This is a genomic window from Kitasatospora sp. NBC_01300 (assembly GCF_041435235.1).
Lineage (GTDB): Bacteria > Actinomycetota > Actinomycetes > Streptomycetales > Streptomycetaceae > Kitasatospora.
The window spans coordinates 2,789,892-2,813,177 of record NZ_CP108408.1; the positions used below are offsets into that span (position 1 = coordinate 2,789,892).

At 72.8% G+C, this 23,286-nt stretch carries 19 protein-coding genes; 11 read left to right on the forward strand and 8 right to left on the reverse strand.

What is annotated here, in order from left to right; translation table 11 throughout:
* Positions 1-29: 29 nt before the first annotated feature.
* From OG556_RS12290 to OG556_RS12300, 3 genes are all read right to left on the reverse strand, one after another.
* Positions 30-1,715: a methylmalonyl-CoA mutase gene (locus OG556_RS12290; RefSeq protein WP_371517102.1), complete on the reverse strand. Its 1,686-nt coding sequence runs from the start codon at positions 1,713-1,715 to the stop codon at positions 30-32.
* 198 nt (positions 1,716-1,913) lie between these two features.
* Complete coding sequence (locus OG556_RS12295; protein WP_371517103.1) at positions 1,914-2,255, reverse strand: DUF3817 domain-containing protein; 342 nt, start codon at positions 2,253-2,255, stop codon at positions 1,914-1,916.
* Positions 2,256-2,332: 77 nt separating this feature from the next.
* On the reverse strand, positions 2,333-2,872 hold the full coding sequence (locus tag OG556_RS12300) for a MarR family winged helix-turn-helix transcriptional regulator (RefSeq protein WP_371517104.1): 540 nt from the start codon (positions 2,870-2,872) through the stop codon (positions 2,333-2,335).
* 492 nt (positions 2,873-3,364) lie between these two features.
* Between OG556_RS12300 and OG556_RS12305 the strand changes: the two genes are divergently transcribed.
* Entirely contained in the window at positions 3,365-5,002 is a 1,638-nt protein-coding gene (locus tag OG556_RS12305) for a M4 family metallopeptidase (RefSeq protein WP_371517105.1), read from the forward strand.
* A 415-nt stretch (positions 5,003-5,417) separates the two neighbouring features.
* Positions 5,418-7,046, forward strand: coding sequence for a M4 family metallopeptidase (locus tag OG556_RS12310; RefSeq protein WP_371517106.1), 1,629 nt, complete (start codon positions 5,418-5,420; stop codon positions 7,044-7,046).
* Positions 7,047-7,162: 116 nt separating this feature from the next.
* Here the strand turns inward: OG556_RS12310 and OG556_RS12315 are convergent, their stop codons facing one another.
* Positions 7,163-7,474 (reverse strand): DUF3817 domain-containing protein, encoded by a 312-nt coding sequence (locus tag OG556_RS12315; RefSeq protein ID WP_371517107.1) that lies wholly within the window; start codon positions 7,472-7,474, stop codon positions 7,163-7,165.
* 311 nt (positions 7,475-7,785) lie between these two features.
* Here OG556_RS12315 and OG556_RS12320 point away from each other — a divergent pair, with 311 nt between their 5' ends.
* The 5 genes from OG556_RS12320 to OG556_RS12340 all read left to right on the forward strand — a co-directional run bounded on the left by OG556_RS12320 (position 7,786) and on the right by OG556_RS12340 (position 11,520).
* Positions 7,786-8,583: a DUF2127 domain-containing protein gene (locus OG556_RS12320; protein ID WP_371517108.1), complete on the forward strand. Its 798-nt coding sequence runs from the start codon at positions 7,786-7,788 to the stop codon at positions 8,581-8,583.
* 80 nt (positions 8,584-8,663) lie between these two features.
* Positions 8,664-9,302 carry an AIM24 family protein gene (locus OG556_RS12325; protein WP_079135621.1) on the forward strand — a complete coding sequence of 213 codons (639 nt, stop codon included), beginning with the start codon at positions 8,664-8,666 and terminating at the stop codon, positions 9,300-9,302.
* Entirely contained in the window at positions 9,302-9,952 is a 651-nt protein-coding gene (locus tag OG556_RS12330; RefSeq protein WP_063347778.1) for an AIM24 family protein, read from the forward strand. The genes OG556_RS12325 and OG556_RS12330 overlap by 1 nt, the downstream gene beginning before the upstream one ends.
* 203 nt (positions 9,953-10,155) lie before the next feature.
* Positions 10,156-10,965, forward strand: coding sequence for an AIM24 family protein (locus tag OG556_RS12335; RefSeq protein WP_363628739.1), 810 nt, complete (start codon positions 10,156-10,158; stop codon positions 10,963-10,965).
* A gap of 39 nt (positions 10,966-11,004) precedes the next feature.
* Positions 11,005-11,520, forward strand: coding sequence for a MarR family transcriptional regulator (locus OG556_RS12340; protein WP_350879579.1), 516 nt, complete (start codon positions 11,005-11,007; stop codon positions 11,518-11,520).
* 57 nt (positions 11,521-11,577) lie between these two features.
* Here OG556_RS12340 and meaB read toward each other — a convergent pair whose 3' ends face one another.
* Both meaB and OG556_RS12350 read right to left on the reverse strand, forming a co-directional pair.
* The gene (gene meaB, locus OG556_RS12345; RefSeq protein WP_363371930.1) at positions 11,578-12,534 is read right to left on the reverse strand and encodes a methylmalonyl Co-A mutase-associated GTPase MeaB; all 957 of its coding nucleotides are present in this window, start codon (positions 12,532-12,534) and stop codon (positions 11,578-11,580) included.
* Between the two features lie 79 nt (positions 12,535-12,613).
* Entirely contained in the window at positions 12,614-13,822 is a 1,209-nt protein-coding gene (locus OG556_RS12350; protein ID WP_371517109.1) for an acetyl-CoA C-acetyltransferase, read from the reverse strand.
* A gap of 302 nt (positions 13,823-14,124) precedes the next feature.
* Here OG556_RS12350 and mce point away from each other — a divergent pair, with 302 nt between their 5' ends.
* The 3 genes from mce (at position 14,125) to OG556_RS12365 (ending at position 20,942) form a co-directional block, all read left to right on the forward strand.
* Positions 14,125-14,568 (forward strand): methylmalonyl-CoA epimerase, encoded by a 444-nt coding sequence (gene mce, locus OG556_RS12355; RefSeq protein ID WP_371517110.1) that lies wholly within the window; start codon positions 14,125-14,127, stop codon positions 14,566-14,568.
* Positions 14,569-15,066: 498 nt separating this feature from the next.
* Positions 15,067-19,905: a hypothetical protein gene (locus OG556_RS12360; RefSeq protein ID WP_371517111.1), complete on the forward strand. Its 4,839-nt coding sequence runs from the start codon at positions 15,067-15,069 to the stop codon at positions 19,903-19,905.
* 107 nt (positions 19,906-20,012) lie between these two features.
* Complete coding sequence (locus OG556_RS12365) at positions 20,013-20,942, forward strand: hypothetical protein (RefSeq protein WP_063347784.1); 930 nt, start codon at positions 20,013-20,015, stop codon at positions 20,940-20,942.
* Between the two features lie 141 nt (positions 20,943-21,083).
* Here the strand turns inward: OG556_RS12365 and OG556_RS12370 are convergent, their stop codons facing one another.
* A complete protein-coding gene (locus tag OG556_RS12370) occupies positions 21,084-21,395 on the reverse strand; it encodes a hypothetical protein (protein ID WP_350879584.1) in 312 nt (103 codons plus the stop codon).
* Complete coding sequence (locus OG556_RS12375) at positions 21,392-22,189, reverse strand: alpha/beta fold hydrolase (RefSeq protein WP_371517112.1); 798 nt, start codon at positions 22,187-22,189, stop codon at positions 21,392-21,394. Before OG556_RS12375 ends, OG556_RS12370 begins: the two co-directional genes overlap by 4 nt.
* Positions 22,190-22,281: 92 nt before the next feature.
* On the opposite strand from OG556_RS12375, the gene OG556_RS12380 reads away from it, so the two are divergent.
* The gene (locus OG556_RS12380; RefSeq protein ID WP_371517113.1) at positions 22,282-23,286 is read left to right on the forward strand and encodes an ABC transporter ATP-binding protein; all 1,005 of its coding nucleotides are present in this window, start codon (positions 22,282-22,284) and stop codon (positions 23,284-23,286) included.

Consider the following 23,286-nt stretch of genomic DNA (forward strand, 5'->3'; position numbering starts at 1 on the left):
CTCCGTACGGGGCGGCCCACCGGCACGTCCTAGAAGGACGCGTTCTCCCGGTACGTCCCCCACTCCTCGCGCAGCGCGTTGCAGATCTCGCCCAGGGTCGCCTCGGCGCGCACCGCGTCCAGCATCGGCGGGATCATCGACTCGCCCGAGCGCGCGGCCGCCAGCATGGCGTCCAGCCCGGCCCGCACCGCCGCCTCGTCCCGGGCCTCCTTGCGCTCGCGCAGCACCCGCACCTGCTCGCGTTCGACCTCGTGGCTGACCCGCAGGATCTCCAGTTCGGGGGTGACGCTGCGCGGGTGGCAGTTGACGCCGACCACGCGCTTGTCCCCCTTCTCCACCGACTGCTGGTACTGGAAGGCCGCCTCGGCGATCTCGCCGGTGAACCAGCCCTCCTCGATCCCGCGCAGGATGCCGGAGGTGATCGGGCCGATCCCGTGGTCCTCGCGGCCCTTGTCCAGGATCCGTTCGAAGATCGCCTCGGCCTGCTGCTCGATCCGGTCGGTGAGCGCCTCGACGTACCAGGAACCGCCCAGCGGGTCGGCCACGTTGGCGACGCCGGTCTCCTCCATCAGCACCTGCTGGGTGCGCAGGGCGATCTCGGCGGCCTGCTCGGAGGGCAGCGCCAGGGTCTCGTCCAGGGCGTTGGTGTGCAGCGAGTTGGTGCCGCCGAGCACCGCGGACAGCGCCTCCACGGCGGTGCGGACCACGTTGTTGTACGGCTGCTGCGCGGTCAGCGAGACGCCGGCGGTCTGGGTGTGGAAGCGCAGCCACTGCGCCTTGTCGGTCTTGGCGCCGAAGCGGTCGCGCATCCAGCGGGCCCAGATCCGGCGCGCGGCGCGGAACTTGGCGATCTCCTCGAAGAAGTCCAGGTGCGCGTCGAAGAAGAAGGACAGGCCGGGCGCGAAGACGTCCACGTCCAGGCCCCGGGACAGGCCCAGCTCGACGTAGGCGAAGCCGTCGGCGAGGGTGTACGCGAGTTCCTGCGCGGCCGTCGCCCCGGCCTCGCGGATGTGGTAGCCGGAGACGGACAGCGGCTTGTACGCGGGGATGCCCTGGGCGCAGTACGCCATCAGGTCGCCGATCAGCCGCAGGTGCGGCTCGGGGGCGAAGAGCCACTCCTTCTGGGCGATGTACTCCTTGAAGATGTCCGTCTGCAGGGTGCCGTTGAGCACCGCCGGGTCGACGCCCTGGCGCTCGGCGGCGACCAGGTACATGCAGAAGATCGGGACGGCCGGGCCGCTGATCGTCATCGAGGTGGTGACCTCGCCGAGCGGGATGCCGTTGAACAGCACCTCCATGTCGGCGGCCGAGTCGATGGCGACGCCGCAGTGGCCCACCTCACCGAGCGACTTGGCGTCGTCGGAGTCGTAGCCCATCAGGGTGGGCATGTCGAAGGCGACCGAGAGGCCGCCGCCGCCCGCCTCCAGGATCATCCGGTAGCGCTCGTTGGTCTGCTGCGCGTTGCCGAAGCCGGCGAACTGGCGGATGGTCCAGGTGCGGCCCCGGTAGCCGGTCGGGTGCAGTCCGCGGGTGAAGGGGTACTCGCCCGGCCAGCCGATCCGTTCGAAGCCCTCGACGGCCTGCCCGGGGGCGGGACCGTACGCCGGCTCGACCTCGTCGCCGGACAGGGTGGTGAAGTCCGCGTCCCGCTTGCGGGCGCTGTCGTACCGCTGCTGCCAGCGCTGCCGTCCGCGCTCGATCTCCTCGGCGTCCATGACCCCGAACTCCGCTCCGTACGGCCGCCACGGCACCGGGGCGGCACAGCTATTAGGACGTCCTACTAATTTACTCGGACGTCCTAGCAGCTGTCGATGGATGCCGGGGCCGAAACGCCGCGGGCCGCCCTCCCGGGGCCCGGAAACGCGCGGTGCCCCCTCCCCCGCGGGGGAAGGGGCACTCGCCGGGGCGTCGGATCAGACGCCGGCGGGCTGGCGGGCGTCGCCGCCGGCCGGGAGCCGCTCGGCGGCCTCGCGGACCACCTTGCGCTCGAAGACGAAGGACGCGAACGGGATGCAGCCGGCGGCCAGGGTCAGGATCATCCGGCCGAGCGGCCACTTCAGCTTCTGCCCGAGCAGGAAGGTCACCACGAAGTACCCGATGTACAGGTAGCCGTGCAGCATCGCGACGTACGTGGTCAGGTCCTCGGCCGCGTCGAAGCCGTACTTCGTGACCATGAAGCCGCAGAACACCAGCAGGGCCACACCTGTCGCAATGGCCAGGGCCCGGTACCAGCCCAGCAGGGGGGTCGCCTTCATACTCTTCATCGCCTCGTTCGGCAGGGATCGACCGGTACGCCCGGATCCGCGCACCGCTCACACGAGGGTAACCGTCCTCACGGCCGCTCCCGCGCAGCCCCCTCGCCGCGTTCGTCGGTGAAGTCGCCGGCGGCGATCCGCAGCGGCCTGAGCAGTTCGAACACCTGCCGACACTGCTCGGTGTCGTACTCCTCCAGCCCGAAGTCCATCGCCATGAGTTCCCGGGTGGCCTCCTCGACCGTCTCGCGGCCGCGGCCGGTGATCGTGGCGAGCACGCCGCGGCCGTCCAGCGGGTTGGGGCGGCGGGCGACCAGGCCGGCCCGCTCCAGCCGGTCGACGGTGTTGGTGACGCTGGTCGGGTGGACCATGAGCCGCTCGCCGATCTTGGACAGCGACAGCTCGCCGGTCCGGCTGAAGGTCAGCAGCACCAGCGCCTCGTACCGGGCGAAGGTCAGCCCGTACGGCTTGAGCACCGCGTCGACCCGGGAGAGCAGGATCTGGTGGGCTCGCATGATCGAGGTGATCGCCGCCATCGAGGGGACCCCGCCCCAGCGGCGGGTCCAGAGCTCGTCGGCGCGGGCGATCGGGTCGAAGTCGAGGGCTAGGGGCTTGGGCACCTCCTTACCGTACCGGCGGAGGGGGCGGGCGCTACCAGCCGTCCTGATGGTGGACAAGCACGACGCGTGGCGGGAACCCGCCAAAAGGGCTGCCAGGTCCGTACCAGAACATTGCACCGGTGTGAATGCGGGGCAACAGGACCGGGCCGCGGCGGAGTTGACGGCCGATCGGTCCGCAGCCGCACTATCAGGCCTCGGTTCGGATGGTAACCCGCTGAAAGACCGGGTGATTCGCACCTTTTGTCCGCCCGTTCACAATCCCTCCGGCTGGCGGGACTTGGCCAATTCATGAGCAAGACCTGTCATTTGATTTGCTCGATTGTCATGCTTTCCGCCAACCCCGTCGGCAGCCACCACCCCCACCCACCGGTGGCCCGCCGCTCGACCGCACGGGGTCCGCACGTCAGCGCCCGTCCCGCCCCTCAGGTGCCGACCCCGGCCCCCGGGACGCGGCGCGACCGCCCACACGCGGTTACCCGGAAGGACTCGTCCGTGAAGCGAAAGCTCGCAGCAGTCGCCGTACTCTCCGCCACCGCCCTGCTCACCGGCGTCGTCCAGGTGAGCACCGCCGCCCAGGCCAGCCCGGTCCCCGCGGCGCAGGCGCAGGCCGCCGAGCAGCAGGCGGCCGCGCTCGCCCTGGCCGGCGGCCAGTCCGGCCCGCTGGCGAAGGCCCTCGCCCTCGGCGGCCAGGAGCAACTGGTGGCGAAGGACGCCGTGGTGGACAAGGACGGCACCCGGCACCTGCGCTTCGAGCGCACCTACGCCGGCCTGCCGGTGCTCGGCGGCGACCTGGTCGTCCACCAGAGCGCCCGCGGCGCGGTGGAGTCGGTCGACAAGGCGGTCTCCGCGCAGCTGAGCCTGTCGAGCCTGGCCCCGCAGATCCCCGCCGACAAGGCCGCCGCGCAGGCCACCGGCGCCGTCCAGGCCACCGTCGGCGTCGCCGCGGACAAGGACGAGTCCCCGCTGGCGGCCGTGCACCAGACCGGCAAGGCCGAGCTGGTGGTCTGGGCGAGCGACGGCAACCCGCGCCTGGCCTACCGGACCACCGTCGAGGGCGTGCGCGCCGACGGCACCCCCAGCAGCCAGCTGCTGGTCACCGACGCCGCCACCGGCCAGGTGCTGTCCACCCACGAGCAGGTGCAGACCGCCTCCGGCACCGGCAAGGGCGTCTTCGTCGGCAACGTCCCGCTGACCACCACCCAGAGCGGCACCTCGTACCAGCTGAAGGACGCCACCCGCGGCGGCCAGTCGACCGTCAACCTGAAGAACAAGACCTCCGGCACCGGCACGCTGGTCGCCAACTCGACCAACGCCTTCGGCAACGGCCTGGCCTCCAACAGCGAGTCCGCCGCCGTGGACGCCCAGTACGGCGCGGCCGCCACCTGGGACTTCTACAAGAACACCTTCGGCCGCAACGGCATCAAGAACAACGGCGTCGGCGCGACCAGCCGGGTGCACTACGGCTCCAACTACGTGAACGCGTTCTGGAGCGACGCCTGCTTCTGCATGTCCTACGGCGACGGCAGCGGCAACACCCACCCGCTCACCGAGATCGACGTGGCCGGCCACGAGATGAGCCACGGCGTCACCTCCGCCACGGCGAACCTCAACTACTCCGGCGAGTCCGGCGGCCTCAACGAGGCCACCTCCGACATCTTCGGCACCATGGTCGAGTTCTACGCCAACCTGCCCTCCAACCCGCCGAACTACTGGATCGGCGAGCTGATCAACCTGAACGGCGACGGCTCCCCGCTGCGCTACATGGACAAGCCCAGCAAGGACGGCGCCTCGGCGGACTCCTGGTACTCGGGCGTCGGCAACCTGGACGTCCACTACTCCTCGGGCATCGCCAACCACTTCTTCTACCTGCTGTCCGAGGGCAGCGGCGCGAAGAGCATCAACGGCTTCAGCTACAACAGCCCGACCTCCAACGGCTCGGCCGTCACCGGCATCGGCCGGGACAAGGCCGCGCAGATCTGGTACCGCGCGCTGACCGTCTACTTCACCTCCACCACCAACTACGCGAGTGCCCGCACCGGCACCCTGAAGGCCGCCTCCGACCTGTACGGCGCCACCAGCGCCGAGTACAAGGCGGTCGCGGCCGCGTGGAGCGGCGTCAACGTCAACTGACGTACGGCGCACGGTGACAGGACGTCCGGGGCCCCTGTGGAGGGCGGCCCCGGGCGTCCGCACACCCTCTTGCCCGCCCGCCCTCGCACGCCCACCCTCCCCGTTCCCGGGGTGGCGGAGCCCCGCCGGCCGGACGAACCGCCCGTAGCGGGCACCGGGCGGCAGCCGAACCATCCGTACCAACACTGGCGGATCCCGGCCAATCCCTGTCCGTGGTCTGTCATTTCCTGCCATCGATTGTCATGCTTCTGCCCAAGCCCCGTCCGACATCCGTCACCCCCACCCGTCGACGGATCGTCAGGTACCGCACGGGAGCAGCACGTCCGCGCCCTACCGCCCCCCGGCGCCAACCCCGGCGCCCCGGTACGCGGCGCAACCGCGCGCACACGCGGTTTCGTGGAAGGAACCCCCGCACGTGAAGCGAAAGCTGACAGCCGGCGCCATACTCTCCTCCACCGCCCTGCTCGCCGGCGTGATCCAGATCGCCATCGTCCCCGCCGCCCAGGCCGCCGCCCCGTCGCCGGAGCAGCAGCGCGCCGCGCTGCTCGCGGTGGCCGCCGGGCAGAGCAGCCCGGTCGCCCAGGCCCTGGCCCTCGGCGGCCAGGAGCGGCTGGTGGTCAAGGACGTCGTCGCCGACGCCAACGGTGAACGCCACCTGCGCTACGAGCGGACCTACGCCGGCCTGCCGGTGCTCGGCGGCGACCTGGTCGTCCACCAGCGCGCCGACGGCTCGGTGGACTCGGTCGACCGGGCCTTCGACGGCAGCCTGTCGCTGCCGAGCCTGGCCCCGGGCCTCGCCGCCGGGCAGGCGGCCGAGCGGGCCACCGCCGCGGTTCAGGCGACCGTCGGGACGGCCGCCGACGAGGACGAGGCGGCGCTCAGCCGGGTCGACGGCGCGGGCGCGGCCGAGCTGGTGGTGTGGGCGGCCGACGGCGCGCCGCGGCTGGCCCACCGCACGGTGGTCCACGGCGAGCGGGCCGACGGCACCCCGAGCAGCCAGCAGGTCGTCACCGACGCCGCCACCGGCCAGGTGCTGTCCACCCGCGAGCAGGTGCAGACCGCCTCCGGCACCGGCAAGGGCGTCAACGTCGGCAGCGTCACGCTGACCACCACCCAGAGCGGCTCGACCTACTCGCTGAAGGACGCCACGCGCGGCGGCCAGTCCACCACCGACCTCAAGGGCGCCACCTCGGGCAACGGCACGCTGTTCGCCAAGACCAGCAACTCCTGGGGCAACGGCCTGGCCTCCAACCGCGAGTCCGCCGCCGTGGACGCCCAGTACGGCGCCGCGGCCACCTGGGACTACTACAAGAACACCTTCGGCCGCAACGGCATCAAGAACAACGGCGTCGGCGCCGCCAGCCGCGTCCACTACGGCTCCAACTACGTCAACGCGTTCTGGGACGACTCCTGCTTCTGCATGACGTACGGGGACGGCTCCGGCAACACCAACCCGCTGACCGCGATCGACGTCTCCGGCCACGAGATGACCCACGGCGTCACCTCCGCCACGGCGAACCTCAACTACTCCGGCGAGTCCGGCGGCCTCAACGAGGCCACCTCCGACATCTTCGGCACCATGGTCGAGTGGTCGGCCAACCTGCCCGCGGACCCGCCGGACTACCTGATCGGCGAGAAGCTCAACATCTTCGGCAACGGCAAGCCGCTGCGCTACATGGACAAGCCCTCCAAGGACGGCAGCTCCGCGGACTCCTGGTACTCGGGCGTCGGCAACCTCGACGTCCACTACTCCTCGGGCATCGCCAACCACTTCTTCTACCTGCTGTCCGAGGGCAGCGGCGCCAAGGTGGTCAACGGGGTCAGCTACAACAGCCCGACCTCCAACGGCTCGACGGTCACCGGCATCGGCCGGACCAAGGCGGCCGCGATCTGGTACCGCGCGCTGACCGTCTACATGACCTCCACCACCAACTACAAGGCCGCCCGCACGGCGACCCTGAAGGCCGCGACCGACCTGTACGGCGCCACCAGCACCGAGTACAAGACCGTGGCGGCCGCGTGGAGCGGCGTCAACGTCAACTAGTGCGCGCGCCGGCACACCCCAGCCACCCCCGGTAAGAAACGGCGACAGGCTGCCGCGGCCCTTTGGGAGAGGAGGCCGCGGCAGCCTGTCGACCGTCGCGTGGCGGGGGTTCGTCGCTACGCGGTGGCCGGCTTCAGCTCTCCGCGCTCCTCCTTGGCGAGCATCCGCTCGGCGAAGAAGCCGCCGGTGGGCAGCACCGAGAGGACGAACAGCAGCACGCCGCGCTTGGCGTCCCACTTCTGCGCCTGCCAGGCCTGGATCCAGAAGACGACGTACAGGATGAACAGGATCCCGTGGACCATGCCCATCACCGGGACGCCGTCGAAGGACGTGGTCCGCTTCAGCACGGAGCAGATCAGCAGCAGGATGAACGAGACCCCTTCGGGGCCGGAGACCAGGCGCAGGCGGTGGACGGCGCTGCTGTTCACGATGGATACCTCAATACGGGGGTCGGAGGCGTACCTGCTTGTGAAGCGACTCACAAGCCTTCCGGCCATTATCACCGAGCACCTGTCCGAAGCCCCGGCCGGGGTGGGCACCGTGCCCGACGTCACAACCGCCGTGTCCCGCCCCGGCGGCACGGCCGTCGTGCCCGACCCCACGGCCGTCGTGTCCGTGTCACAGCTGTGCGCCAGAACCCGGCTCGTCGCGCCGGCCCGTCACCCGCTGCCCCTATCCTGCTGCCCGCGCCCGACGCACCGGGCGCCGTAGACATCGGACGACCGGGGGTAGCGACCACATGTTCAAGCGGGACTGGGACCGAAGGACCTGCGCCAAGCGCGGCCACACCACCTACGCGCCGACCGAGCCCGAGCTGGCCGCCCGGCTGCACGCCGCGACCGCCCTCGGCGACGCCTGGCGCTGCCTGCGCTGCGGCGACTTCGCGCTCGGCACCCCGCACGGCTCCGGCCCGGCGCAGGACGCCCCGCTGGTGCCGCGCGGCAAGGCGCTGCGGGACCTCTTCATCCTGCGCTTCCTCGCCGTCGAGCGGGTGCTGCGCGGTCTGCTGATCATCATCGTGGCCTGGGCCGTCTGGAAGTTCTCCAACAGCCAGGACGCCGTGCACCGGGTCTTCGACGAGAACCTGTCGGTCTTCCGGCCGGTCACCGACCACTTCCACTGGGACCTCGAACACTCCCCGATCGTCGACACCATCCGCAAGACCTTCGACTACCGGAAGAGCACCCTGCTGATCGTCGCGGGCGCGCTGCTGGCCTACGCGCTGATCGAGATCGTCGAGGCGGTCGGCCTCTGGCTCGGCAGGCGCTGGGCCGAGTACCTCACCGTCGTGGCCACCGCCGCCTTCCTGCCGCTGGAGGGCTACGAGCTGAGCGAGCACGTCAGCGCCGTGAAGATCGGCACGCTGGTGCTGAACATCGCCGCGGTGCTCTGGATCATGCTGTCCAAGCGGCTGTTCGGGCTGCGCGGCGGGGTGGTGGCCTTCGAGGCGGAGCGCCACTCGGCCTCGCTGCTGGAGGTCGAGGAGGCGGCCGGCACCGTCCCGCACGCCGCCCGGGGGGCGCACGCGCGGGCGTGACCGGCGCGTTTGTCGCAGACCGGTACCAGTTCCGCCGTTCCCCCTCCCCCCGCACCGGCCGCGCCCGCTAGATTGCGGCCGTGGCACAGTTCAGACTCCAGGGATCCCGGGTACTCGCGGTCGAGTTGGCCGGCGAGGCCGTCAAGGCCAGACACGGCTCGATGGTCGCCTACACCGGCCAGATGAGCTTCAAGAAGCTGACCGGCGGCGGGGACGGCCTGCGCGGCATGGTCGCCCGCCGGCTCACCGGCGAGCAGATGACCGTCATGGAGGTGAAGGGCCAGGGCACCTGCTACTTCGCCGACAAGGCCACCGAGATCAACCTGGTCCGGCTGAACGGCGAGACGCTGTTCGTCGAGGCGGACAACCTGCTCTGCACGGAGGGCTCGCTGCGCACCGGCACCACCTTCACCGGGCTCAACGGCATGTCCTCCGGCAACGGCCTCTTCACCACCAAGGTGGAGGGGCACGGCTGGGCCGCCGTCACCTCGAACGGGCCCGCGATCATCCTGCGGGTCGGCCAGGGCCAGCCGCTGCGGGTGGACCCGGGCGCCTACGTGGCGCACACCGGCAGCCTGCACCGCAGCCTGAAGTCGGGCGCGGGCTGGACGACGGTGATCGGCGAGGGCGGCGGCGAGGCCGTCCAGGTGGAGTTCACCGGAGAGGGCCTGGTGTACGTGCAGCCGTCGGAGAAGGTCACCATCGGGGGCGACGTCTGATGGGCTTCACGAAGATCAACGGCAAGATGGTCGAGGCCGTGGTGCTGCCCGGGCAGCGACTGTTCAGCCAGCGCGGCGCGATGCTCGCGTACACCGGGGACGTCCGCTTCACGCCGAACATCACCGGCGGGCAGGGCGGCGTGATGTCGATGATCGGCCGCCGGGTGGCCAACGAGGACACCCCGCTGATGACCGTCGAGGGCCAGGGCCGGGTGATGTTCGGCCACGGCGGCCACCACGTGCACGTGATCGACCTGGCCGGCGACACCCTGTACGTCGAGGCGGACCGGCTGCTGGCCTTCGAGGGCACGCTGCGCCAGTCCACCATGTTCATGGGCTCGCAGGGCGGGGTGATGGGCATGGTCCGCGGCCAGGTCACCGGCCAGGGCCTGTTCACCACCCAGCTGGACGGCAAGGGCTCGGTCGCGGTGATGGCGCACGGCGGCGTCTTCGAGCTGCCGATCGTCCCGGGCCAACCGGTGCACGTCGACCCGCAGGCGTACGTGGCGCACCGCGGCCAGGTGCAGAACAAGCTGTCCACGGCGCTGGGCTGGCGCGACATGATCGGCCGCGGCTCCGGCGAGGCCTTCCAGCTGGAGCTGTCCGGACAGGGCGCGGTGTACGTCCAGGCGAGCGAGGAGAAGCTCTGATGTCCTACCCGCCGCAGCCGCCGTACGGGCAGTCGCCGTACGACCAGCCGACCCAGCCCGGCTTCGCCGCCCCTCCCCCGCCGGGCTACGCGCCGCCGCCCGCGCAGGGCTACCCCCAGCAGGGCGGGTACCCGCCGCCGCCTCCCCCGCAGCAGCCCCAACAGGCCTACGCCCAGGAGCAGTTCGGCGGCCAGCAGGCCCCGCTGCCGAGCGCGCACGGCGGCTCCGGCCCGGTGGTGCACGACGCGTACAGCCTGCCGGTGAACGACAACGTCAACCCGTACGCCTTCTCGGTCGACCTGAACGGCTCGTACTTCCTGCAGAAGGGCAAGATGGTCGCCTACTACGGCGACATCACCTTCAAGGGCGTCGGCGCCGGCATGCTGGACCGGGTGATCGGCCAGCACTTCAACTCGCCGATGCACGCGGCGGACTGGGTGGTCGCCCAGGGCCGCGGCAAGCTGCTGCTGGCCGACCGGGCCTTCGACCTCAACTCCTACGACCTGGACGACGGCAACCTGACCGTCCGCTCGGGCAACCTGCTGGCCTTCGACCCGTCGCTGCGGCTCAAGCAGTCGATCATCCCGGGCTTCCTGACCCTGATCGGCACCGGGAAGTTCGTCGCCGCCTCCAACGGGCCGGTGCACTTCGTCGAGCCGCCGATCCGGGTGGACCCGCAGGCGCTGGTGGGCTGGGCGGACTGCCCGGCGCCGTGCCACCACTACGACCACGACTACATGCACGGGCTGATCGGCGGCATCCGGCGGCTGACCGGGCTGGGCGGGGCCTCCGGCGAGGAGCACCAGTTCGAGTTCATCGGCGCCGGCCAGGTGCTGCTGCAGTCCAGCGAGAAACTGATGGCCGAGCGGTCGGTGGGCCAGGTGGACGCCGAGGCGGGCGTGCCGGTGGGCGGGGTGCCGTCGCAGCCGGCGGCGTCGGGCCACGGCGGGGGCAACCTCAACGTGCCGGGTCTCGGTAATCTGGGCGATCTGGGGCGACGTTTCGGCCTGTAAACTTGTACAAGATTGAACTAAATAGGGTATGCTGAGCCCATGGATACGCACACGATCAACACTGCGGACACCCCTCCGTCGCAGCCCGAGGAGGAGACTCCCTGGCTGACCGCCAGGGAGCAGCGGATGTGGCGCGCCCATCTGGAGGTCGCCAAGCTGCTGGAGTACCAGCTCAGCCGTGAACTCCAGCCGCACAACCTGGCGATCAACGACTACGAGATCCTGGTGGTGCTCTCCGAGGCCCCCGACCGCCGGATGCGGATGACCGACCTCGCCACCGCCACCCTCCAGTCCAAGAGCCGGCTCTCGCACCAGATCACCCGGATGGAGAACGCCGGCCTGGTGCTGCGCCAGGAGTGTCCCGGCGACCGCCGCGGCCTCTACGCCCACCTCACCGAGCACGGCTGGGAGACCATGCAGCGGGTCGCCCCCGACCACGTGCGCAGCGTCCGGGCCCACTTCATCGACCGCTTCACCCAGGAGCAGCTCGACGCCATGTACGAGGCCCTCGCCCCGGTCGCCGAACACCTCCGCGGCCTGCGCGGCCGCGCCTGACGCGCCGCCCCCAGCACACCGGGGCCGGCCCCACCGGGGGCCGGCCCCGCGCCGTCCTCAGCCCCGGGTGAGGCCGGCCACGAGTTCGTCGGCCGCGCCGTACGGGTCCAGTTCGCCCGCCACCACCCGCTCGGCCAGGCCAGCCAGGTGGCGGTCCCCGCGCAGGTCGCCGATCCGGGTGCGCAGTTCGGCCAGCGCGATGGCCTCGATCTCGTCGGAGGCCCGACGGCGGCGGCGCGCCGCCAGTTCGCCGTGCTCCTCCAGCCAGGCGCGGTGCTTCTCCAGCGCCTCGACCAGCTCGTCGACGCCCTCGCCGCGGGCGGCGACGGTCTTGACGATCGGCGGGCGCCAGTCCCCCGCCCCGCGGGCCTCGCCGAGGCCGAGCATGTGGTTGAGCTCGCGCGCGGTGGCGTCGGCGCCGTCCCGGTCGGCCTTGTTGACCACGAAGACGTCGCCGATCTCCAGGATCCCGGCCTTGGCGGCCTGGATGCCGTCGCCCATGCCGGGGGCGAGCAGCACCACGGTGGTGTCGGCCTGGGCGGCGATCTCCACCTCGGACTGGCCCACCCCGACGGTCTCGACCAGGATCACGTCGCAGCCGGCCGCGTCCAGCACCCGCAGGGCCTGCGGCGCCGTCCAGGACAGCCCGCCGAGGTGGCCGCGGGTGGCCATCGAGCGGATGAACACCTCGGGGTCGGTGGCGTGGTCCTGCATCCGGACCCGGTCGCCGAGCAGCGCGCCGCCGGAGAACGGCGAGGACGGGTCGACGGCCAGCACCCCGACCCGCTTGCCGAGCCGCCGGTAGGCGGAGACCAGCGCCGAGGTGGAGGTGGACTTGCCGACCCCGGGCGAGCCGGTCAGGCCCACCGTGTAGGCCTGACCGGTGTACGGCGCGAGCGCGGCCATCGCCTCGCGCAGTTGCGGGGCGGCGTTCTCGACCAGCGTGATCAGCCGGGCGACCGCCCGCGGCCGGCCCGCCCGGGCCTGTTCGACCAGCGTGGCGACATCGATCATCGGGAGCTCCTCGCGCGGATGCCTTCGGGGCCGCGGCGCCGCTCGTGGCGGTCCGCAGCCCCGAAGGCATGTCAGCTGATCAGGCCTTCGGGCTGGCGTCCTTGGGGACGCGCACGATCAGGGCGTCGCCCTGGCCGCCGCCGCCGCACAGCGCGGCCGCGCCGACGCCGCCGCCGCGCCGCTGGAGCTCCAGCGCCAGGTGCAGCACCACGCGGGCGCCGGACATCCCGATCGGGTGGCCGAGCGCGATCGCGCCGCCGTTGACGTTGACGATGTCCGAGGAGACGCCCAGGTCCTTGGTCGACTGGTGGGCGACGGCCGCGAACGCCTCGTTGATCTCGATCAGGTCGAGGTCGGAGACCTCCAGGCCCTCCTTGGCCAGCGCGTGCTTGATCGCGTTGGACGGCTGCGACTGCAGCGAGTTGTCCGGGCCCGCCACGTTGCCGTGCGCGCCGATCTCGGCGATCCAGCTCAGACCCAGCTCCTCGGCCTTGGCCTTGCTCATCACGACCACCGCGGCGGCGCCGTCGGAGATCTGCGAGGAGGTGCCGGCCGTGATCGTGCCGTCCTTGGCGAACGCCGGACGCAGCTTGGCCAGGCCCTCGACGGTGGTGTCCGCGCGGATGCCCTCGTCCTGGCCGAACAGCACCGGCTCGCCCTTGCGCTGCGGGATCGCGACCGGGGTGATCTCGGCGTCGAAGACGCCGTCGGCCTGCGCCTTGGCGGCCCGCTGGTGGGAGGCCGCGGCGATCTCGTCCTGCACCTCGCGGGCGATGCCCAGCCGGGTGTTGTGCTTCTCGGTGGACTCGCCCATCGGGATGTTCTCGTAGGCGTCGGTGAGGCCGTCGTGGGCCATCGAGTCGAGCATCCCGATCGCGCCGTACTTGTAGCCCTCGCGGGACTTCGGCAGCAGGTGCGGGGCGTTGGTCATCGACTCCTGGCCGCCGGCCACCACGACGTCGAACTCGCCGGCCCGGATCAGCTGGTCGGCCAGCGCGATGGCGTCCAGGCCGGAGAGGCAGACCTTGTTGATGGTGAGCGCCGGGACGCTCATCGGGATGCCGGCCTGGACGGCGGCCTGGCGGGCCGGGATCTGGCCGGCGCCGGCCTGCAGCACCTGGCCCATGATCACGTACTGGACCTGCTCACCCGTGATGCCGGCCCGCTCCAGCGCGGCCTTGATCGCGAAGCCGCCGAGGTCGGCACCGGAGAAGCCCTTGAGGGAACCGAGCAGGCGACCCATCGGGGTCCGCGCACCGGCAACGATCACAGAGGTGGTGTTGGTCATGGGACGAGCCCCTTCGCACGTCGTGGCCAGGTGAGGATGCGCTCAATGTACTGACCCGTTACCCGCCCGTCACCGGAGCGACGGTGTGATCGAGCGCACTGGCACCTTCCAGTCAACACCGTGTCAACGCGGCCCGGGTGAACCCCGGCGTCCGCCGCGGGCGAGCCCCCGGCGTGCGGCCCGGGTGGACCCCCGGCGTGTGAGCAGACTCGCACGTCCGGCGCTGGCGCCGGTCAGCAGCGATGCGCTGCACTGGTGCCACCTGGTTCCCGAGGTACCCAACCCGCCCCCCGGAGGTCACCGTGCTGACCCGTATCGACCACATCGGCATCGCCTGCCGCGACCTCGACAGGACGGTCGAGTTCTACCGCGCCACCTACGGCTTCGAGGTGTTCCACACCGAGGTCAACGAGGAGCAGGGCGTCCGCGAGGCCATGCTCAAGATCAACGACACCGGCGACGGCGGCGCCTCCTACCTCCAGTTGCTGGAGCCCACCCGGCCCGACTCGACCGTCGCCAAGTGGCTGGAGAAGAACGGCGAGGGCGTGCATCACATCGCCTTCGGCACCGCCGACGTGGACGGCGACGCCGAGGCCGTCCGGGCCAAGGGCGTGCGGGTCCTCTACGACGAGCCCCGGATCGGCTCGATGGGTTCGCGGATCACCTTCCTGCACCCCAAGGACTGCGGCGGCGTCCTGACCGAGCTGGTCACCTCCGCCGAACCGGGCGCCCACGACGCCCACTGACCCCCGCCAGGTGCCGCCCACGACCGGGCGGCACCCCCGAATCGCCGGTCATGACCCGTCAGTAACCTCGTCCGACAGCCGGAAAACCACCACGCGGCCATTCCCCCGCAGTGCGCTCCCACTACAATGCCCAGGTGCGCGAAGGCTCCGGGGGACGGAGGCGACGGGCACGGCCGATGACAGGCCCGTCCGCCCAACGGTGGCCGGCCCGTCGCAGGGGAGTCCACAACGCGGGCACGGCTGAACAGTCGCAACACTGATCTGTCACCATTCTCCACAAGGCAAGAGTTCGCCCAGGAGTCCACCCGGACGGGGGAACGCGGCATCACCGCGCTTCCACGCCCAGGGCTCCGACGACCGCGGCGGGCGGCCCCGGCTTGACCGGCGGGCCGTCCACCGGCTGCGGATGCAAGGAGCCAGTCGGACCAGTACCCGGACAACGGGTGCCCTGGACCGGCCGGGTCGAGGACGCGACCAGGAGATGGATGGGACCGCGGAGTGCGGGGCAACGACCGCTACGAGGTTGACGATCACCTCTCCCAGTTCGAGGCCGAGATGGGTCGGACTCGAAAGGAGCGGGACAAGGCAGTCGAGCATGCCGAGGACCTCGCCTACCAGGTGGAGGTGCTCCGGGCCAAGCTGCACGAGTCCCGCCGCATGCTCGCCCAGCCGCGCGCCTTCGACGCCGTCTCCGGCCAGGCCGAGCAGATGCTCCGCACTGCCGAGATGCAGGCCCAGCAGCTGCGCGCCGACGCCGAACGCCAGCTGCGCGACTCCCAGGCCGCCACCCAGCGGATCATGGCCGAGGCCGCCGAGCGCACCGCCCGACTGGAGGCCGAGCTCACCGCCCGCCGCCGCCAGCTGGAGGACGAGCTCACCGAGCTGCGCCGCACCGCCGAGCAGCACGTCAACGGCTGGGCCGAGCAGACCAGGACCGGCTCCGAGCAGGAGGCCCAGCGCCTGCTCCAGGACGCCCGCGCCGAGGCCGAGCGCATGGTCGCCGCCGCCCGCGCGGAGGCCGTCGCGCTCTCCGACCAGGCCCGCGCCCAGACCGCCGCCGACGTCGACGCCGCCCGCGGCGAGGCCCAGGCCGCCGCCGAGGCCGCCCTCCAGCGGGCCCAGAGCGACGCCGAGCGCCTGCTGCGCGCCGCCTCCGAGCACGCCCAGCAGGCCGGCGCCCAGGCCGCCGCCGACGTGGACGCCGCCCGCGGCGAGGCCCAGCAGCAGCTGGCCGCCGCGCACGCCGCCGCCGAGCAGCAGCTCGCCGTCGCGAAGGCCGAGATCGGCCGGCTCAAGGAGCAGGCCTCCGCCGAGCAGATCCGGGCCGAGCAGCAGCTCGCCCACGCCCAGGCCGAGATAGAGCGGCTGCGTGCCGAGGCGATCGCCGAGGCCGAACGCACCCGCCGCGAGTCCGCCGAGCTGCGGGCCCAGGCCGAACAGGCCGCCGAACAGCTCCAGGCCGACGCCGAGGCCGCCGCCGTACGCAAGGCCGCCGACGGCGAGGCCGCCAACGAGCAGCGCTCGCAGACCGCCCGTGCCGAGGTCGCCCGGATGGTCGCCCACGCCACCAAGGAGGCCGAGGCGATCCGCGCCGAGGCCACCACCAAGCAGGCCGAGGCGGAGGCCGCCAAGGCCGCCGCCGCCGAGGAGAGCGAACGGCTGCGGGCCACCGCCGAATCGGTGGCCGGCGAGCTGCGCGCCGAGGCCGAGGCCGCGATCGCCGAACTCCGCGCCCAGGCCGACCGGGACATCGCCGAACTCCGCGCCCACGCCGAGGCCGAGGCCCAGCGGCTGCGCCACGCGGCCGAGGAGGAGGGCCGGGCGGCCGGCGCCAAGGACGCCACCGTCCACCTCGCCAAGGCCGCCAAGACCGCCGAGGAGGTGCTCGGCCAGGCCAACCAGGACGCCGAGACCGCCCGCACCGAGGCCGCCACCGAGGCCGAGCGGATCCGCACCGAGGCCGCCGCCGAGGCGCAGCGCCTGCGCGAGCAGGCCCAGGCCGCCGTCGAGCAGGCCCAGAACGCCGCGCTCGACGACGCCGCCGCGATCCGCGAGCGGATCGAGCAGATGCAGGACGAGGCGGCCCGGCTGCGGGCCGAGGCCGAGGAGCTGCGCGCCCAGGCCGCCGCCGAGGCCGACCGGGTGCGCGGCGAGGCCCGCCGCCAGGCCGTCGTGCAGATCGAGGAGTCGGCGAAGAACGCCGAGGAACTGCTCACCAGGGCCAAGGCCGACGCCGACGAGCTGCGCGCGGGTGCCGCCGGGGAGATCGAGCGGCTGCGCGCGCAGGCCCAGGAGCAGGCCGCCGAGACCCAGGGCCGGGCCGAGCAGACCCTCGCCCGGGCCCGTACCGAGGCCGAGAAGACCACCGCCGCCGCCGAGCAGCAGGGCCAGGACGCCCTCGCCGCCGCCAAGGCCGCGGCCGCCGAGAACCGCGCCGCCGCCGAGCGCGAGACCGCCGAACTCCGCCGGGACGCGACCGAGTTCGACCAGCGGGTCCGGGCCGAGGCGAACGCCGCCGCGACCGCCCTCAGCACCGAGGCGCAGGCCGAGGCGAGCGCCGTCCGGGACGCCGCGGTGGCCGACGCCGAGCGCGTGCGCACCGAGGCCGACACCGAGGCCGCCCGTACCCGCAGCGAGGCCGAGGCCGCCGCGAACGCGCTGCGGGAGGAGAGCCGGCGCGAGCACGAGGAGGCCGCCGCCGGGCTGCACCGCGAACGCGAGGAGACCGCCGAGCAGCTGGCCGCCGCCCAGGCCGCCCACGAGCAGGCCGAGCAGACCGCCACCGAGCTGCGGGCCCTCGCCGAGCAGGAGAGCGCCGAGCTGCGCGAGCTGGCCGAGCGGGAGAGCGCCGAACTGCGCGAGCTCGCCGACCGCGAGACCACCGAACAGCGCACCGCCGCCGAGGCGTACGCCACCGACGTCCGGGCCAAGGCCGAACAGGCCGCCACCGAACTCACCGAACGCACCACCGCCGAAACCACCGAACAGCGCGAAGCGACCGAACAGCACGTCGCCGAACTGCGCGCCCTCGTCGAACGCGAGACCACCGAGCTGCGCGAGCTGGCCGAGCGGGAGAGCGCCGAACTGCGCGAGCTCGCCGACCGCGAGACCACCGAACAGCGCACCGCCGCCGAGGCGTACGCCACCGACGTCCGGGCCAAGGCCGAACAGGCCGCCACCGAACTCACCGAACGCACCACCGCCGAAACCACCGAACAGCGCGAAGCGACCGAACAGCACGTCGCCGAACTGCGCGCCCTCGTCGAACGCGAGACCGCCGAGCAGCGCGAGGCGACCGAACAGCACGTCGCCGCCCAGCGTGCCGAAGCCGAGGAACTGCTGGAGGGCGCCCGCAGCGCCGCCGAGCAGCGCCAGGCCGAGGCCGCCCGGGACGCCAAGGCCGTCCGGGAGAAGGCCGCCGCCGAGCTGGCGTTCGCCGCCGAGCAGGCCGAGACGGTCCGCGCCGAGGCCGGCCGCGAGCTGTCCGAGGCCCGCGCCACCGCCGACAGCATCCGGGCCGAGGCCACCGCCGTCCTGGAGCAGGCCCGGGTCGACGGCGAGGAGCTGGTCGCCGCCGCCGGCGTCGAGGGCGCCGCCCTGGTCGAGGCCGCCGAGGAGGAGGCCGCCGAGGTCCGCCAGTCGGTGGCCGGCATGCACGAGGCCGCCGCCGAGCAGATCGCCGAGCGGAAGGCCGCCGCCGAGCGGGAGGCCGCCGAGGTCCGCGACCGGGCCGAGCAGGCCGCCGCCGAACTGCGCGAGCTGGCCGAGCGCGAGACCGCCGAGCAGCGGGCCCTCGCCGACGCCGAGACCACCGCCCTGCGCGAACTCGCCGACGCCGAGACCGCCGAGCAGCGGGCCCTGGCCGACCACGAGACCACCGAACTGCGCGCCCGCACCGACGCCGAGACCACCGCCCTGCGCGAGCTGACCGACCGCGAGCTGGCCGCCGAACGCGAGGCCCACGAGGCCGAGTTGGGCCGTCAGCGCGCCGAGGCCCAGGCCTACGACGAGCACCTGCGGGCGGAGGCCGACGCCGTACTGCACGCGGCCCGGGAGGGCGCCGGGCAGCTGCGCGCGGACGCCGAGGCCCAGGCCGCCCGGACGATGGCCGCCGCCGACGAGCGCTCGGCCGGCCTGGTCGCCGACGCCGAGGAGCTGGCCGCCGCGCTGCGCGCCGAGGCCGAGGAGTACGCGCTCGCCACCCGCACCCTCGCCGACGAGTACGACGCCGCCGCCCACGGCCGCGCCGACGCGTACGACGCGGAGACCCGGGAGGCCGCCGAGCAGTTCGACAAGGCCACCCGCGAGCAGGCCAACTCCGTCCTGGAGAAGGCCTTCGCGGACGCCGAGTCGCTCGGCGAGGACGCCCAGACCACCGCGCTGGCCACCACCGCCGCCGCCGAGGAGCAGGCGGACGCGATGGTCGCCGCCGCCCGCAAGGAGGCCGACCGGCTGGTCGCCGCCGGCGAGGCGGCCGGCCAGGCCGAGGTGGAGAAGGGCCGGTCCGACGCCGACACGCTGCTCGCCGAGGCCCGCCGGGACTCCACCGCGATCCGCGAGCGCGCCGAGGAGTTGCGCGAGCGCACCGACGCCGAGGTGGAGGCGCTGCACGAGCGCGCCCGCAAGGAGAACGCGGCGGCCATGAAGTCGGCCGGCGAGCGGGTCGACGCCCTGGTGACGGCCGCTCAGGAGCAGCTGACCGAGGCCGAGGAGCAGGCGGTGGCCACCGTCGCCGAGGCCGAGGACCGGGCGGCGGCGCTGGTCGCGGCCGCCGAGGACCGCGCGGGCGAGCTCACCTCGGAGGCGTCCGCGGAGGCCAGCAAGGTCCGGATCTCGGCCGTCCGCAAGGCCGAGGGGCTGCTGAAGGAGGCGGAGACCAAGCTCGCCGACTCCACCAGCCGCGCCGAGGCGCTGATCGTCAAGGCCGAGGCCAAGCTCCAGTCGGCCGAGGCCGAGGCCGAGGAGCGGCTGGAGAACGCCGCCACCGAGGCGGAGAAGCGGCTGCGGGACGCCGACCGCAGCGCGGACGAGCAGGTCGAGCTGGCGAAGGCGGAGGCCGAGCGGCTGCTCGCCGAGGCGCAGGCCGAGGCGAAGCGGGTCACCGACGAGGGCCGGCGCGAGCTGGACGAGCTGGTGCGGCGGCGCAAGGACATCAACACCGAGATCTCCAGGGTGCAGGACGTGCTGTCCGCGCTGGAGGCGTTCGAGGCACCGGCACCGGTCGCCCAGACCAACGGGGGAAGCAGCACCAAGAAGGACGGGGGTGCCAAGGCGGGTGCCGGAATTGGTTCCCCCCGGTCGGGCGGCAATCGTTCCAAGAACGCACCACCCGATTGAGCGGACATTGTCCGCGGGACGACGGCATCTCGCCGTCGACACTCCGGTACCGTGTCAGGATTCCCTCAACCACCTCAGCGGTTTGACGACAGGAAGCCCAGAACCCCATGAGCGACAGTCACTCCCCTCACGGCTTCGACCTGGTGCGCCGTGGGTACGAGCGCGCCCAGGTCGACGAGCGGATCACCAAGCTGGTGGCCGACCGTGACAGTGCCCTGACCCGGATCAGCGCGCTCGAGAAGCGCATCGAGGAACTCCACCTGGAGACCCAGACCGCGCAGGCGGCGGTCACCGAGGCCGAGCCCTCGTACGCCGGTCTCGGCGCCCGGGTCGAGAAGATCCTGCGACTGGCCGAGGAGGAGGCCAAGGACCTGCGCGACGAGGCGCACCGCGCCTCCGAGCAGCACCGCGAGCTCGCCGAGGCCGCTGCCCAGCAGGTCCGCACCGAGGCCGAGAACTACGCCAAGGACCGCAAGGCCAAGGCGGAGGACGAGGGTCTGCGGATCGTCGACAAGGCCAAGAGCGACAGCGCCCAGCTGCGCGCCGAGGCCAACAAGGACGCCCAGAACAAGCGCGAGGAGGCGGACGCCCTCTTCGAGGAGACCCGCACCAAGGCCGCCCAGGCCGCGCTGGAGTTCGAGACCAACCTGGCCAAGCGCCGCGAGCAGTCCGAGCGCGACCTGGCCGCCCGTCAGGCCAAGGCCGAGAAGCGCCTGGCCGAGATCGAGCACCGGGCCGAGCAGCTGCGCCTGGAGGCCGAGAAGCTGCGCACCGACGCCGAGCGCCGCGCCCGCCAGACCGTCGAGACGGCGCAGCGCCAGTCCGAGGACATCGTGGCGGACGCCAACGCCAAGGCCGACCGGATCCGCAGCGAGTCCGAGCGCGAGCTGGCGGCGCTCACCAACCGCCGCGACAGCATCAACGCCCAGCTGACCAACGTCCGCGAGATGCTGGCGACGCTGACCGGCGCGGCCGTGGCCGCCGCCTCGCTGCCGGGCGACGACACCATGGGCGTGCCCGCCCAGCAGTCGCGCTGACGCCGCCGCCGGGCAGCAGTGCCCGGCGGTACGTGCGGAACGGACGGCACGTACGGAACAGCAGACAGGCCCTCACCCACCCGGGTGAGGGCCTGCCGTCTTTCCACCGTCATCATCTCGGGTGACCCGGGTGAGCGGGCGTCACCTGGGGTAGGCCCCGTCGGGCCGCTGGTGCCCGCTGCTGAGCTGGTTGCCCTCGTCGTCGGAGACGGTGCCGAACCACGAGGTGCACCAGACCGACACCGAGTCCGGCCAGTACTGCACCTCGAACGGGTGGCCGGAGCCGTGGTCGCCGTACGAGGTGACGATGAAGGTCTCGCCGGGGCGCAGCCAGTAGTCCTCGCCGAGCGGTTCCAGGGTCAGTTCGACCAGGCCCTCGCCGCGGTTGGTCACGGGCATCCGGCCGGTCACCTCCAACGCCGAGAAGTCCCAGCCGGTCGATTCCTCCCTCATCCGGCCGTCACCCGGGCCAGCAGGTCGCGGACGGCGGTGTTGAACGCCTCCGGTGCCTCCAGGGCGCTCAGATGGCCCGCCCCGGGGATGACGGTCAGTTCGGCGTCCGGACGGGCCCGGAGCATCGTTTCGGCCTCCTCCGGTGCCACCAGGCCGTCCTGCGCGCCCGCGACGACGGCGGTGGGCACCCGCAGCCCGGCCAGCACGTCCAGCGCGTCCGGCCGGGCCGCCATGGCCCGCTGGGCCCAGGCGACGGCGGCCGGCGACGCGGCGGCGACCAGCGACCGCACCCGCTCCACCAGGTGCAGCGAGTCCGGCCCGAGCTGCCCGGCGGCGACCTCCTCGTCGAGCAGCAACTGGACGCTGCCCCGGGCGGTGACGGCGGCCGCGATCCGCTCCCGGTTGGCCCGGACGGCGTCGGTGTCGGCGGTGGCGCGGGTGCCGGCCAGCAGCAGTCCGGCCAGCCGGTCCGGGTGGCGGCGGGCGAAGGCCAGCGCCACGTAGCCGCCCATGGAGAGCCCGCCGACCACCGCGCGTTCGATCCCGGCCGCGTCCAGCAGCAGGGCGAGGTCGTCGGCGACCAGGTCCAGCGAGGGTTCGTCGGCCCCCAGCTCGGTGCCGCCGAAGCCGCGCTGGTCCGGGGCGATCACCCGGGCCTCGTCGCCGGTCAGACCGGGCAGCGCGTCCAGTTGGGCGGACCACATCGAGGCGTTCAACGGAAAGGCGTGCAGCAGCACGAGGGGTGTTCCGGTGCCGCTCTCGCGGACGGACACTGCGGAGGGGGGCTGGGTCATGGGCCCACCGTATTCCGGCACGCCCGGCGGGCCCACTCAGCGGGCCGCGATATCCGCTTTGTCCTAGCCTGACAAGGAGTAAGGGAGCGCGAATGATCGAGTTGCACGACCTGACAAAACGTTACGGCAGGACCCTCGCGGTGGACCGGCTCAGCTTCCAGGTCCCCCAGGGCGTGGTGACCGGATTCCTCGGCCCCAACGGCGCGGGCAAGTCCACCACCATGCGCATGATCCTCGACCTCGACCGCCCCACCAGCGGCCGGGTGACCATCGACGGCAAGCGCTACGGGCAGCTCAGCGAACCGCTCAAGTACATCGGCGCGCTGCTGGAGGCCAAGGCCGTCCACCCCGGCCGCACCGCCCGCGACCACCTGCTCTGGCTCGCCCAGAGCAACCGCATCCCGACCCGCCGGGTGGACGAGGTGCTCGGCCTGGTGGGCCTCACCCCGGTCGCCCGCAAGCGGGCCCGCGGCTTCTCGCTCGGCATGGGCCAGCGCCTGGGCATCGCCTCCGCACTGCTCGGCGACCCGGAGATCGTCATGTTCGACGAGCCGGTCAACGGACTGGACCCGGAGGGCATCCTCTGGATCCGCAACCTGATGAAGCGGCTCGCCACCGAGGGCCGGACCGTCTTCGTCTCCTCCCACCTGATGAGCGAGATGGCCGTCACCGCCGACCACCTGGTGGTCATCGGCAAGGGCCGGCTGCTCGCCGACCTGCCGATGCCGGAGTTCATCCGACGCAACTCCCGCTCCGCCGTCCGGATTCGCACCCCGCACCCCGAGCGCCTGCTCGACGCCCTGTCCGGCGCCGGGCTCCGGTCCGAACCCGGGCCCGGTGGCTCCTACGAGGTGGTCGACGGCGACCTCGCCCGGCTCGGCGACCTGGCCGCGGCCCACGGCGTCGTCCTGCACGAACTCAGCCCGCAGCAGGCCTCGTTGGAGGAGGCGTTCATGCAGATGACGGCCGACTCGGTGGAGTACCACGCGGGCGACGGCCCGGGCCGGGACGCGGCCGGCGCACCCGGCGTCTGGGGCGCCGAGTGGAAGGCGGACGGCGCCCCGCGGACCGCGGCGGCCCAGCAGGAGGAGAACTGA

Excerpts from the sequence above, each read along its gene's own strand:
- OG556_RS12370 (WP_350879584.1), bottom strand. The coding sequence starts at position 21,395 with ATGAGGGAGGAATCGACCGGCTGGGACTTCTCGGCGTTGGAGGTGACC.
- OG556_RS12340 (WP_350879579.1), top strand. The coding sequence starts at position 11,005 with ATGGATACGCACACGATCAACACTGCGGACACCCCTCCGTCGCAGCCC.
- OG556_RS12295 (WP_371517103.1), bottom strand. The coding sequence starts at position 2,255 with ATGAAGGCGACCCCCCTGCTGGGCTGGTACCGGGCCCTGGCCATTGCG.
- OG556_RS12350 (WP_371517109.1), bottom strand. The coding sequence starts at position 13,822 with ATGACCAACACCACCTCTGTGATCGTTGCCGGTGCGCGGACCCCGATG.
- OG556_RS12320 (WP_371517108.1), top strand. The coding sequence starts at position 7,786 with ATGTTCAAGCGGGACTGGGACCGAAGGACCTGCGCCAAGCGCGGCCAC.
- meaB (WP_363371930.1), bottom strand. The coding sequence starts at position 12,534 with ATGATCGATGTCGCCACGCTGGTCGAACAGGCCCGGGCGGGCCGGCCG.
- OG556_RS12365 (WP_063347784.1), top strand. The coding sequence starts at position 20,013 with ATGAGCGACAGTCACTCCCCTCACGGCTTCGACCTGGTGCGCCGTGGG.
- OG556_RS12290 (WP_371517102.1), bottom strand. The coding sequence starts at position 1,715 with ATGGACGCCGAGGAGATCGAGCGCGGACGGCAGCGCTGGCAGCAGCGG.
- OG556_RS12330 (WP_063347778.1), top strand. The coding sequence starts at position 9,302 with ATGGGCTTCACGAAGATCAACGGCAAGATGGTCGAGGCCGTGGTGCTG.
- OG556_RS12380 (WP_371517113.1), top strand. The coding sequence starts at position 22,282 with ATGATCGAGTTGCACGACCTGACAAAACGTTACGGCAGGACCCTCGCG.
- OG556_RS12375 (WP_371517112.1), bottom strand. The coding sequence starts at position 22,189 with ATGACCCAGCCCCCCTCCGCAGTGTCCGTCCGCGAGAGCGGCACCGGA.